Annotated in this window: 8 protein-coding genes; 1 reads left to right on the top strand and 7 read right to left on the bottom strand. The window is 67.7% G+C overall.

Features of this window, described 5'->3' with window-relative positions; all coding sequences use genetic code 11:
* Positions 1 to 30 precede the first annotated feature (30 nt).
* The 6 genes from E0L17_RS08645 to E0L17_RS08620 form a co-directional block, all read right to left on the bottom strand.
* The gene (locus E0L17_RS08645) at positions 31 to 1,287 is read right to left on the bottom strand and encodes an ATP-binding protein (protein ID WP_167930844.1); all 1,257 of its coding nucleotides are present in this window, start codon (positions 1,285 to 1,287) and stop codon (positions 31 to 33) included.
* A gap of 116 nt (positions 1,288 to 1,403) precedes the next feature.
* Positions 1,404 to 2,882, bottom strand: a complete 1,479-nt coding sequence (gene cysS, locus E0L17_RS08640) for a cysteine--tRNA ligase (protein WP_167930843.1) — start codon at positions 2,880 to 2,882, stop codon at positions 1,404 to 1,406.
* Between the two features lie 66 nt (positions 2,883 to 2,948).
* Positions 2,949 to 3,431, bottom strand: coding sequence for a 2-C-methyl-D-erythritol 2,4-cyclodiphosphate synthase (gene ispF, locus E0L17_RS08635; RefSeq protein ID WP_167930842.1), 483 nt, complete (start codon positions 3,429 to 3,431; stop codon positions 2,949 to 2,951).
* A gap of 185 nt (positions 3,432 to 3,616) precedes the next feature.
* Positions 3,617 to 4,390: a 2-C-methyl-D-erythritol 4-phosphate cytidylyltransferase gene (ispD, locus tag E0L17_RS08630; protein ID WP_206109087.1), complete on the bottom strand. Its 774-nt coding sequence runs from the start codon at positions 4,388 to 4,390 to the stop codon at positions 3,617 to 3,619.
* Positions 4,390 to 5,469, bottom strand: a complete 1,080-nt coding sequence (disA, locus tag E0L17_RS08625) for a DNA integrity scanning diadenylate cyclase DisA (protein ID WP_167930841.1) — start codon at positions 5,467 to 5,469, stop codon at positions 4,390 to 4,392. Before disA ends, ispD begins: the two co-directional genes overlap by 1 nt.
* Before the next feature lie 143 nt (positions 5,470 to 5,612).
* Complete coding sequence (locus tag E0L17_RS08620) at positions 5,613 to 8,192, bottom strand: ATP-dependent Clp protease ATP-binding subunit (RefSeq protein ID WP_167930840.1); 2,580 nt, start codon at positions 8,190 to 8,192, stop codon at positions 5,613 to 5,615.
* 605 nt (positions 8,193 to 8,797) lie between these two features.
* On the opposite strand from E0L17_RS08620, the gene E0L17_RS08615 reads away from it, so the two are divergent.
* Positions 8,798 to 9,910, top strand: coding sequence for a hypothetical protein (locus E0L17_RS08615; protein WP_167930839.1), 1,113 nt, complete (start codon positions 8,798 to 8,800; stop codon positions 9,908 to 9,910).
* Positions 9,911 to 10,107: 197 nt separating this feature from the next.
* Here E0L17_RS08615 and lysS read toward each other — a convergent pair whose 3' ends face one another.
* A complete protein-coding gene (gene lysS, locus E0L17_RS08610) occupies positions 10,108 to 12,327 on the bottom strand; it encodes a lysine--tRNA ligase (protein ID WP_167930838.1) in 2,220 nt (739 codons plus the stop codon).
* Positions 12,328 to 12,331: the final 4 nt, after the last annotated feature.

Genomic DNA, 12,331 nt, shown 5'->3' with positions numbered 1-12,331 from the left:
GCTTTGTTTAGCCAGTATACCGGGCCCACGTCACCCGACGCGACGATACTTCAGCCCCCTGCCCGCGCCAATCGTCTCCACGAGCCCAAGAGCAATCAGACGCTTGAGGATTCCCCGGAGCTTTGAGCGACTAAAACTCACGCTCTTCTCAAGCTCTCCGGTCGCCATGGCCCGCACGGGACTGAGCAGATCGTATACGAGCCTCTGATCGCCCTCCAGTCCGTTATCCTCCTTGACGAAGGGCAGGGTCACCGTTATCGAATTCTCAGCGACAGCAAACGTCGGCTTTGCAACGCTGCCCTCATACGCCTCCTTGATCCTGATGACCCCCGTACCAAAGGCCTCGATGATGCCCAGCCGGTAGAACACGTTGGCAAGGATGGGATTACGCATGATGGAGACCCTGCCGAAGAGGTACTCCTCCTCGGATATGCCCGCTGGAAGCCCGCCCGGAGATGAGACCTCCACGCGGTCGGGGTGCATCGACACGCGAACCCGCGCCGCAACGTCCCACGTCCTGTGAACGACCGCGTTTGCGAGCGCCTCGCGGAACGCCTGGACGGGAACCGTTTCGACCAGCCTGCGATGGACCCCCTCAACCCGTTCGTAGCAATATGCGTCCCTGAAGAGCCCTGCCACGTCATCAAACTCCGCCAGGAGAGACGCGCCTTCATAGGTCGCGCGCTTGAGTATCACGCTGATGTCCTCGCCAAAGCGTGCGACATCGATTCCGGGGAACGCGCTTCGATCGGCGAGAATCGCCGCGGCGTTGTTGTAGGTTCCCGACGGGGAGAGAAGGCTGAGCGTCTTGAGCGTGTCGGAGTTAAAACTCGCAAGACCCAGCTCCTCCTGCATCGCCGCCCCAAGTCGAGCGAACGTAAGATCCTGGTCCTCTGACGGGAGCTGCTCGAAGCTCAGATTGCTGCCGGCAAGGGTGAGGCGCGTCAGTTCCGTACGATCGACCTCGACCGTCGCGCTATCTGCGCGCTTGTAAGCCTTCGCACGATAGAGATAAGGCGTTGCGGCACCCGGCATGACCTTGAGCTCGACCGTCGAGGTGAGCGCGCGTATCGTGAGCTCAAACTCCGGAATGGGTGCGATGGAGTCGTTGATGCGGTTCTCTATGTCGAGACACGCCCGCGTGGGGTCTTGAAGACCAACCGGCGTCCCGTCATCAGCGATGCCGAAGTAGACCGTCCCGCCACCGTAGTTCGCAAACGCAGAAACAGTTTTGAGGAACGAGTTGCTCACGGACGCCTTGAACTCAACGGTTTTCGACTCTCGCATTTCATCCCCCTCTCTCGTTTGCCCACAAAGTGTACGCAGAAAAGTGCGCACAAAATTTTGCGCGCACTTTTCTGCGTAAAAAAACGAGAAAGCCGTATTTGCTCGTACGCTGGCGCCTACTCCTTGCGACGCAGGCGGGCGCCCGCGGCGGTGTCCTCGACCACGAGGCCGAGGGCGGTGATGCCGTCGCGGATGGCGTCGGCCACGCCCCAGTTCTTCTCGGCACGCGCCTGCTGGCGCGCGGCGAGAAGGACCTCTGCGGCCTCTGAGGGGGCATCGCCCTCATATCCGGCCTGCTCGCGCGCGAGGTCGACGAGCTCGGCCGGCAGGTCGTCGTTCCCGGCGGTGCGGGGCAGCTCGATGCCCATGACGTCGGCGAGCTCGCAGAGCATGTCGGCGGCGCGCAGCGTCACGGCCGTCGAGGTGTCGTCCGCGGCGTCGGCCAGGTAGGTGTTGGCGTCGGTCACGAGCGAGAAGATCGCGGCGAGGCCGCCCGCGGTGTTGAAGTCGTCGTCCATCTGGCGGCAGAACTCCTCGCGCGCGGCGTCGATGGCGCGGCCGAGCGTGCGGTCGGCATCGTTGAGCTCGCCGTCCTGCGGGGCGCGCTCCGCGGCCCAGCGCAGGTTCTTCACGCAGGTCTGCAGGCGCTCGAGGGTGCCGCACACGCCGTCGAGCCGGTCGAAGGAGAAGTCGAGCGGCGCGCGGTAGTGGGTCTGCAGCATGAGCAGGCGCACGGCGTCGGCGGGGTACTTGTCGAGCACCTCCTTGAGCGTGTAGAAGTTGCCGAGGCTCTTGGACATCTTCTCGCCGTCGACGCGCAGCATGCCCGTGTGCATCCAGGTGTTGGCGAGCGCGGCGTCCCAGGCGCACATGGCCTGGGCGGTCTCGTTCTCGTGGTGCGGGAAGACGAGGTCGGCGCCGCCGCCGTGGATGTCGATCGGGGTGCCCAGATAGCGGTGGATCATCGCGCAGCACTCGGTGTGCCAGCCGGGGCGGCCGTCTCCCCACGGGGAGGGCCAGCTGGGCTCGCCGGGCTTCGCGGCCTTCCAGAGGGCAAAGTCGAAGGGGTCGCGCTTCTCGTCGTTGACCTCCACGCGCTCGCCGGCGCGCATCTGGTCGAGGTCGCGCCCGGAGAGGACGCCGTAGCTGTGGTCGGAGCGCACGGAGAAGTAGACGTCGCCGGACGGCACCGGGTAGGCATGGCCGCGTTCGATGAGAAGCGAGATCATCTCCTGCATGGCCTCGATCTCGCGCGTGGCGCGCGGGCGGATGTCGGGGTCGAGCACGCCGAAGCGGTGCATCTGCTCGATGAAGGCGGCCGAGCACTCCTCGGCGACCTCGGCGGCGGTCTTGCCCTCCTCGTTGGCGCGGTTGATGATCTTGTCGTCCACGTCCGTGAGGTTCTGGGCAAAGGTGACGGCGTAGCCCTTGTACATGAGGTAGCGGCGAATCACGTCGAACGCGAGGAACGTCCGCGCGTTGCCGATGTGGATCTGATCGTAGACCGTGGGGCCGCAGACGTACATCCGGATCTTGCCCTCCTCGATGGGGGTAAGCTCCTCCTTCTTGTGCGTCTGGCTGTTATAGACGAGCATGCTTGCTCCTTGGCGTCTCGGATACGTTGTCTGACCAGTATAGCGCCGGGACCGGCGCAGGCCGGCCTAGGGCTCCGCGCGCTCGAGAAGGACGACGGCCCAGGCCGCGATCCCCTCCTCGCGTCCCACGAAGCCGAGCCGCTCCGTCGTGGTGGCCTTGACGCCCACCGCCTCGGTGGGAACGCCGAGGGCGGCGGCCATGTTGGCGCGCATCTGCTCGCGGTAGGGCGCGAGCTTGGGCGCCTGCGCCGCGATGGTGCAGTCGGCGTCCGCCACGCGCCAGCCGCGGCCGCGGGCGAGCTCGGCCACGCGGCGCATCAGCGCGAGCGAGTCGGCGCCCTCGTAGGCGGGGTCCGTGTCGGGGAAGAGCTTGCCGATGTCGCCCTCGCGCAGCGCGCCGAGCACGGCGTCCATGAGCGCGTGCGCTACGACGTCCGCATCCGAGTGGCCGGCGAGGCCGCGCTCCGCGGGCACGTCGACGCCGCCCAGGATGAGACGGCGCCCCTCGGCGAACGCGTGCACGTCAAAGCCATGTCCTATGCGAAGCATCTTCGTCCTTTCCTGGTTGTGCCACCGTCGTCTGCCTCCGGCGTCAGGCGTGCCACCGGCGTCTGCGTGCCACTGGCGTCAGGTTTATTTGGCACGCGATCTACGCGTGCCAAATAAACCTGACGCCAGTGGCACGCAGACGCCGGTGGCACGCCTGACGCCGGAGGCAGACGACGGTGGCACGCTCATTGCCCTATGAGGCGCTGTCCGAGGGCGGCCTCGGCGAGGGCGAGGTCCTCGGGAACGGTGACCTTGATGTTGTCGCGCGAGCACTCGACCACGCGCACGCGGCCGCCATGGCGCTCGACGAGCGAGGAGTCATCGGTGCCCTGGTACTCGTCGCGGGCGGCCGCCCGGTGCGCCGCGAGCAGGATGCGGCGCCGGAAGACCTGCGGGGTCTGGGCCGCCCAGTAGAACGAGCGGTCCGGAGTGGCCACGATGGTGTCCCCCTCCACAAGCTTGAGCGTGTCGACGGAGCGGGAGGCCAGGATGGCGCCGGCGAGCGAGGCGTCCCCGCGCACGGCGGCAACGGCCCGCTCGATCATCTCGACCTCGATCAGCGGGCGCGCCGCGTCATGCACGGCAACGAACTCCAGCTCGCGGGGCACGGACCCCAGGCCGGACAACACCGACGCCTGCCGCGTCGCCCCGGAGGGGGCCAGGGACACGGGCTTGGTCAGGGAGAGCCGCGAGAGCACGTCCTTCTCGACCTCCGGACCGCGCTCGGGGGCGCAGACGACCACGATTCGCGCGACGGAGGGGGCCTGGTCGAAGGCCGCGACGGACCAGCACATGAGCGGGAGGCCGCAGAGGTCCACGAACTGCTTGCCGCGCGGGTCGCCGAAGCGCTCGCCGGTGCCGCCCGCCACGATGACGGCGCAGGTGTCCGCGCCGGCCTCGGGCGCGCCCATGAGACTCGGCTCCGCGCAGGCGCACGGCATCGGGGCGTCGGGGCCCATCACTCGCCCTTCCCCCACATGCGGTGCAGGCTGCTGGCGAGGATGTCGGGGTTCTTCACGCCGATCTCGCCGAGGCGCTGCGGGTCATCGTCGACGGCCTCGAGAATCTCCTGGAGTGAGCCGTACTCGTCGACGATCTTGTCGGCCATGCCGTCCCGGACCACCGGGACGCGCGAGAGCGTGCGCAGCCCGAGCGGCGTCATGATGGAGTCCTCGCCGCGCTCGTCCCCGTAGCCGAGGATCTTGGCCACGAGCTTGGCGGAGCGCAGCTGCGCGTTGACGGTGTCGTGGAGGCGCTTGCGGATGGTTCGCGCGGCCTCCTCGGAGGAGTCGACCGCGTAGTCGCGAATCATGAGCGTGTAGGCCTCGTCCACGCCCGAGAGGTACTCCTCGCGCTGCATCTGGGCGATCTTGCCCTCGTTTCCGAGCTGGACGATGCACTCGTCGAGCTCGGAGCCCGCGGACATGAGCACCTCGAAGAGGTAGAAGATGTCCGTGAGGTCGCCGAGCGTGACGCAGTCGTCGAGCTCGAGGCTCGTGAGGCGCAGCAGGCTCCGGTCGAGCTGCGAGCGCGTGTTCTGCATCGCCACGGTGAGCTGGTTGCCCAGGACGAAGAGGTCGCGCACGCTCTTGATCTGGAAGCCCTTGCCGTCCACGTAGACGTTTACGACGGAGCGGCGCGAGGACACCGAGATGACCGTCGCCTTGGTGAGCAGGCTCATCCGCGCGGCGGTGCGGTGGCGCGTGCCGGTCTCGGAGGTGGGCAGCGACGGGTCGGGGTTCAGGTGGTAGTTGGCGCGCAGGATCTTGGTGATGTCGCGGTCGATGACCACGGCACCGTCCATCTTGCAGAGCTCGAAGAGGCGGTTGGCCGTGAACGAGACGTCGAGCTTGAAGCCGTCGTCGCCGGCGGCGAGCACGTTCTCGGTGTCACCGACGCAGATGAGCGCCCCGAGGTGGCCGGCGAGGATCATGTCGAGCGCCACCCTGAGGGGCGTGCCGGGGGCGGTGTTCCTGATGGCGTCCTGCAGGCGCTGCTCGCGCTCCGCGACACCCGTGTTCAGCTGGGATGCGTCCATGGGCGGCCCCTTCATGTGCGCCGACCTCAAACGGGCCGGCCGGTCTTCTCATCCCCCAGTATACGGCCTCGGCGGCAATGGGTCATGAGAGGTCGGAGGTGAGGGGGACGGAGCGGCCACGGCCCCTCCGTCCCCCTGTCGCGCTAGTCGGATGCGAGGAGGCTCCCGCCGCTCGCCCTCGGGGCGGACGGCTCCGGGAGCGAAGCGAGGTCGGGTGACGCCATGTGCTCGCGGCGACGCGGCGCGGGAATCTCGCCGGTCGTGTGCTCGAACACGAGCCGCCCGTCCTTCTCGTCCACGCGGATGATCTCCCCGCGGTGCCAGAGGTTCTGCAGCAGCTCCTCGGAGAGCGGGTCCTCGATGAGCGTCTGGATGGCGCGGCGGAGCGGCCGCGCGCCATACACCGGGTCGGCGCCCTCCTTGGCCACGAAGTCGCGCGCCGCGTCCGTGAGCTCGATGGACATGCCCTGCGCGATGAGACGGTCGCGCAGGTCGGCCACCATGAGCTCCACGATGCCGCGCAGCTGCTCGGGCGTGAGGGACTTGAAGACCACGACCTCGTCCACGCGGTTGAGGAACTCCGGGCGGAAGTGTTTCTTGAGCTCGGACATCACGCGGCTCGTGATCTCCTTGTCGGAGAGGCCGTTCGCGCCCTGCGCGGAGAAGCCCATCGTGGTGGTCTGCGCGATGTCGCGCGCGCCGATGTTGGACGTCATGATGATGACGGTGTTGGAGAAGTCCACGTGACGGCCCTGTCCGTCCGTGAGGCGACCCTCCTCCAGGATCTGGAGAAGGACGTTGAAGACGTCGGGGTGCGCCTTCTCCACCTCGTCGAAGAGCACGACGGAGTAGGGCCGGCGGCGCACGGCCTTGGTGAGCTCGCCGCCCTCGTCATAGCCCACGTATCCCGGAGGGGCGCCGACGAGCTTGGAGACGGTGTGCTTCTCCATGAACTCCGACATGTCAAAGCTGATGAGCGCCTCCTCGGAGCCGAAGAGGAACTCGGCGAGCGCCTTGGCGAGCTCGGTCTTGCCCACGCCCGAGGGGCCGAGGAAGATGAACGAGCCGCCGGGGCGACGCGGGTCCTTGAGGGGGCTGCGGCTGCGCCGGATGGCCTTGGCGACCTTGGTCACGGCCTCGTCCTGGCCCACGACGCGCTCGTGGAGCACGTCCTCGCAGCGCAGGAGCTTGGAGGCCTCGGCCTCGGTGAGGCTCGAGACGGGCACGCCGGTCATCGTGGAGACCACGTCGGCGATGTCCTCCTCGTCGACGGTCACCACGTTGGCGGCCAGCTCCTCGCGCCACTTGGCCTCAAGCTCGTCACGGCGGGCCACGAGCGCCTTCTCCTCGTCGCGCAGGCGCGCCGCCTCCTCGAACTCCTGGGCGGCGGCCGCGGCGGACTTCTCGTCGCGCACGCGCGCGAGGTCGGCGTCGGTCTGGGCAATCTCGGGCGGCAGCGCCATCTTGTGCACGCGCGTGCGGGCGCCCGCCTCGTCGAGCACGTCGATGGCCTTGTCGGGAAGGAAGCGGTCCTGCACGTAGCGGCTCGAGAGCGTCACGGCGGCCTCCACGGCGGCGTCCGTGTACCGGACGTGGTGGTGCTTCTCGTAGCGCTCCTTCAGGCCCTCGATGATCTTGATCGTGTCCTCGGGGCTCGGCTCGCCGATGTTCACCGGCTGGAAGCGCCGCTCGAAGGCGGAGTCCTTCTCCACGTGCTTGCGGTACTCCTCGGCCGTGGTGGCGCCGATGACCTGGATCTCGCCGCGCGAGAGGGGCGGCTTCAGGATGGAGGCAGCGTCGATAGAGCCCTCGGCCGAGCCCGCACCGATCACGGTATGGATCTCGTCGATGAAGAGGATGTCCTCCTTGGAGTCCTGGAGCTCCCTCACGACCTTCTTCATGCGCTCCTCGAACTCGCCGCGGTACTTGGAGCCGGCGACGAGGCTCGCGAGGTCGAGCGTCCAGATCTGCTTGCCGCGCAGGATGTCCGGCACGTTGCCGCCGGCGATGAGCTGAGCGAGCCCCTCGACGATGGCGGTCTTGCCCACGCCCGGGTCGCCCAGGATGAGCGGGTTGTTCTTCTGGCGGCGCGCGAGGACCTGCATGACGCGCTCGATCTCTCGGTCGCGGCCGATCACCGGGTCAAGGCGGTCGTCCGCGGCGAGCTTGGTGAGGTTGCGCCCGTACTGCTCCAGGACCGAGCCCTCCTCGCCCTGCTGCTGCGGGCCGGGCCCGCCGAAGCCGGCCATCCGCACGTCGGCGGTGGCGGGCTGGGCGCCCTCGGAGGACTTCGAGGCGAGCTCGTTCACGGCGTTGCGCACCGCGTCGGCCGAGACGCCCATCTGGCGCAGGGCGTCCATCGCGCGGCCGTTGCCCTCGGACACGATGCCGAGCAGCAGGTGCTCGGTCGAGATGTACGTCTGGCCGTGGGTCATCGTCTCGCGGTACGCCCCCTCGAGCACGCGCTTCGCACGCGGCGTGAAGGGGATGTGGCCGCCCGGCACGGGCTCGGTCTCGCTGGGCGTGAGGTCGCGCACCGTGGAGAGCGTCTCGTCATAGGTGACGTCAAGCTTGGCGAGCGCCTGGGCCGCCACGCCCTCGCCCTCCTTGATGAGGGCCAGGAGCAGGTGCTCGGTGCCCACGTACATCTGTCCGAGGCCGCGCGCCTCCTCCTGCGCGAGGCTCATCACCTTGCGCGCCTTGTCGGTAAACTTCTCAAACATAGGGGGTTCCCTCCCATGGTCGTTTCACGGTTATAGTTTGTACCCACCACGCGCCCAGCGCAAACGCGATAAGCGACGTGACGTTCTTCTCGCCTTTTTTCCGCCCCTCCCTTCGCGAGGCCCCCCTCAGCAGGCCCTCCTCCAGACGACCTCCTCCTCCGGTCGCCCCTCTTCAGCCGGCATCCTCCGGTCGCCCCTCCTCAGCCGGCACTTATAAGTGCCGGCTGAACGCCTGCCACCAGCCGGCACTTCTCGCTAAACCCCGAGAGATTGCCGACACTCCTGTCGACAGCCCGCCAAATCAGCCGACACTCCTTGCCGACACTCATAGGTGTCGGCTACGAGCGGGGCGCAAGGGGCTTTCGTCTCAGGCCCCTGCCCTGAACGCCGGACCACACGGGTTGTGATGGTTTGGCGCATCAACAGAATGTCAAGGCAAAAGCCCCCTATGCCATGCGCGTGGCTCACACCTCGCCCGACCTGCTCTTTTCTCGGCATGTCGACAGGAAAACGCAGAGTTTGGTCAGAGGCCGGCAACCAGATGGAGCGCTTCGCGCAAGTGCCCCCCGCTAGGCTTTCGAGCCCACCGAAGGAAAGGGGGCCTCATGGCGGAGAGCATCTTTCTCGCAGGCACCGACTCGCTCAAGTTCACGCGCATCGCTCGGCGCGACCCAGACCTGCGGCTTGTGCCCGCGCCGGGCGCCGCCCCCATGGTCCGACAAGGCCCGATTGACCTCTCCGCCCTACGCGCCTCCCTCCCCGACGGCCTCGGGGGCATCTCGAGCGCACGCCCACTCGAGCTCACCTTCTTCTCTCGCCGGGACCGGACGGAATCCTCCCTCGTCAGGTCGCGTGCCTTGCTGTCGCATCTGCCGGACGCGGCGTTCTATGAAGTCGTGCACGAGGACGGGCGCGCCTGGGACTACGCGGGCGGCGGCGACCTCCGCATCTTTGTCGAGTCCCCTGCGCTCAGCATGGTGCGGATGCAGCAGGCCCTCGCGACCCTCGTAAGACACGGGGCGCTCACCGACAACGCGAGCCTCTACCGACTCTTAACGTTTCCCATGGAGGCCTGTGGATCCTATGCGCGCGACCCCTTCGACCCGGCGCACGGCGCCTGCGCCTTCGAGCTCGAGCCCATCGCGCACGCCGCCGACCTGCGCGTCTTCCTGGGGGAGGCGACCGGCATCAAGGGCCTTGCCCAAGCCCGGCGAGCCGCCGGCCTCGTTCAGGACGGGTCCGGCTCCCCCGAGGAGACGCTCCTCTCGTTTGCGTTCAAGCTTCCGGGAGAGCTCGGGGGCATAGAGACGCCGCCCTTCCTCGAGAACGCGCCCATCGAGTGGCCGCATGAGGTGCGTGACCTCATCGAGCATCAGCGCATGCGGCCCGACTTTCACTGGCCGGACCAGCTCACCGCATCTGAGTACAACGGCAAGGAGCATATCAGCGAGGCTGCCTTCGAGGAGGATCAGCGCAGAATCCGCGACTACCAGACCTGCGGGATCTCCGTGTTTCCGGCGAGCTATAAGAACGTGAGCACCCTGCCCGCGCTCAACGCCTACCTCGCCCGCGTCGCACACGCACTCGCAGTGCATGAGGGCGCCAGCTACGAGACCAAGGTCAGGGGAATTCTTGCCGACGAGGGATGCGCCCACGCCCGTCGCGTCCTTCTCAGCCAGATGCTGCCGGCGCTTCCCAGCGAGAAGCCCGGGTGGTGACACCGAGCGGTCGGAGCGCAGCCGACACTCATGAGTGCCGGCAAGGAGTGCCGGCCAAAAGGGTGGCCTGTCCGCAGGAGTGCCGGCCCCTTCTTGGCGTTTGTCGAGAAGTGCCGGCTGAAAATGACACGGCAGCCGACACTCATGAGTGTCGGCCGCCGCAGAGCGAAACAACGAGAAGGACGGGCGCCCTGTCGCTACTTGCCAAACGTGTCGCGGTCGGGCGCGATGGCCTTCATCGCGTCGATGGTGCGCGAGAAGAGCTCGTCGAGCTCCCAGCCGCAGAGCTCGGCGCCCTTGCGGATGACGTCGCGGTTGCAGCCGGCGGCGAAGCGCTTGTCCTTGAACTTCTTCTTGAGCGACTTCACCTCGAAGTCCATGACGGACTTGCTCGGGCGCATGATCACGGCCGCGCCGATGAGGCCCGTGAGCTCGTCCACGGCAAAGAGGACCTTCTCCATGGGGAGCTCGGGCGCGGGCAAATCGGGGTTGTTGTCGGAGTTGTGCGACTGGATGGCACGCACGAGCTCCTCGGAGGCACCCGCCGCGCGCAGCAGCTCAGCGGCGTAGACCGTGTGGTTGGCCGGGTCGTCGGCGTGCTCCTCCCAGTCGAGGTCGTGCAGGATGCCCACGACCTCCCAGAAGTCGGCGTTGTCGGGGTCCATCTCCTCGGCGAAGACGCGCATCACGCCGCCGACGGTCTGGCCGTGCTCGAGGTGGAACTCCTCGTGGTTGTGCTTGGCGAGAAGGGCGAGCGCGGCATCGCGGTCAATGCCGGCGACGAGCGCCGCAGGGGCCTCCGCCGTGGCGGCCGTGACCTTCTCGCTGTCCTCGGCGATGGCGTCCACGGAGGCGGCGGCGTTGTCCGTCACCACGCCCGCGACCTGGGCCTCGATGTCCGCGCGCGTGATGGTCTCCGGCTTCATGGCCGGGAAGAGCAGCACGTCGCGGATCGCGGGCTGGTCGCAGAAGAGCATGATCATGCGGTCGATACCGTAGCCGATGCCGCCCGCCGGCGGCATGCCGTACTCGAGGGCGCGCACGTAGTCGTAGTCGTAGCCCATGGCCTCGTCGTCGCCCATGCCCTTGGCGGCAACCTGCTCGGCAAAGCGGCCGGCCTGGTCCACGGGGTCGTTGAGCTCGGAAAAGGCGTTGGCGTACTCGTGGCCGGCGATGACCAGCTCAAAGCGGTCGGTCAGGCGCGGGTCCTCGGCCTTGCGCTTGGAGAGCGGGGAGACCTCCTCCGGGTAGTCGCACACGAAGGTGGGGTTGACGATGGTCTTCTCGCCCAGCTCGTCGTAGAGCTCAAAGAGGAGCTTGCCGGCGCCCCAGCTGGGCTGGACCTCGACGCCGTGCTTCTCGCAGAGCTCGCGCAGGTGCTCGATGGGGGTGTCCATCGTGAGCTCCTCGCCCACGCACTCGGAGGCGATCTCGGAGAGCGGGCGGCTCGCCCAGGTGCCGGACATGTCGATCTGCTGTCCCTGGAAGGTGATGACCTCGTGGCCTTCCTCGCAGCCGCAGACCTCGCGCGCGATGGCCTTGAACAGACCCTCGGAGAGGCGCTTCATGCCCTCGAGGTCGGAGTAGGCGCAGTAGGCCTCCATCGAGGTGAACTCGGGGTTGTGCGTGAGGTCCATGCCTTCGTTGCGGAACTGGCGGCCGATCTCAAAGACGCGCTCCATGCCGCCCACGATGAGGCGCTTGAGCGGCAGCTCCGTTGCGATGCGCAGGTAGAAGTCGCGGTCGAGCGCGTTGAAGTGCGTCACGAAGGGACGCGCGTTGGCACCGCCGAGGATGGCGTGCATCATCGGCGTCTCGACCTCCATGTAGCCCTCGGCCTCCATGTAGCGGCGGATGAGGGAGATGATCTGGCTGCGCTTGCGGAAGACGTCGCGGACCTCGGGGTTCATGATGAGGTCAACGTAGCGCTGGCGGTAGCGGACCTCGCGGTCCGTGAGGCCGTGGAACTTCTCGGGCAGCGGGCGCAGGGACTTGGAGAGCACCGTGAGCTGCGTCGGAGAGACGGAGAGCTGCCCGCGGCGCGTGCGCATGACGGCACCCGTGGCACCTAGGATGTCTCCGAGGTCGAGCTTGCCGAGAAGGTCCCAGCCCTCGTCACCGAGCACGTCGTGGCGGCAGAAGAGCTGGATGGAGCCCGTCACGTCCTCGAGCACGATGAATGCGGCCTTGCCCTGCTTGCGGAGCGCCCGGATGCGGCCGGCGACGCTCACCACGTCCTCGGTGTCCGTGCCGTCCGCGAGGTCGGCGTACTTGGCCTCGAGCTCGGCGGCGTGCGCCGTGACCTCGGAGGCGATGGGATACGGGTTCACGCCCGCGTCGATGAGCGCCTGGCGGCGGGCGCGGCGCATCGCGCGCTCGTCGGTGGCGGCGGTGCCCGCGGCGGTGTTCTCTGCCATGTTG

The organism is Olsenella sp. SW781 (assembly GCF_012027725.1).
Lineage (GTDB): Bacteria > Actinomycetota > Coriobacteriia > Coriobacteriales > Atopobiaceae > Thermophilibacter.
The sequence above is the reverse complement of the archived record's forward strand: the minus strand, read 5'-3'. Positions and strand labels throughout refer to the sequence as shown.

Coding starts and splice junctions, on each gene's coding strand:
- E0L17_RS08645 (WP_167930844.1), bottom strand. CDS start 1,287: ATGCGAGAGTCGAAAACCGTTGAGTTCAAGGCGTCCGTGAGCAACTCG.
- cysS (WP_167930843.1), bottom strand. CDS start 2,882: ATGCTCGTCTATAACAGCCAGACGCACAAGAAGGAGGAGCTTACCCCC.
- ispF (WP_167930842.1), bottom strand. CDS start 3,431: ATGCTTCGCATAGGACATGGCTTTGACGTGCACGCGTTCGCCGAGGGG.
- ispD (WP_206109087.1), bottom strand. CDS start 4,390: ATGGGCCCCGACGCCCCGATGCCGTGCGCCTGCGCGGAGCCGAGTCTC.
- disA (WP_167930841.1), bottom strand. CDS start 5,469: ATGGACGCATCCCAGCTGAACACGGGTGTCGCGGAGCGCGAGCAGCGC.
- E0L17_RS08620 (WP_167930840.1), bottom strand. CDS start 8,192: ATGTTTGAGAAGTTTACCGACAAGGCGCGCAAGGTGATGAGCCTCGCG.
- E0L17_RS08615 (WP_167930839.1), top strand. CDS start 8,798: ATGGCGGAGAGCATCTTTCTCGCAGGCACCGACTCGCTCAAGTTCACG.
- lysS (WP_167930838.1), bottom strand. CDS start 12,327: ATGGCAGAGAACACCGCCGCGGGCACCGCCGCCACCGACGAGCGCGCG.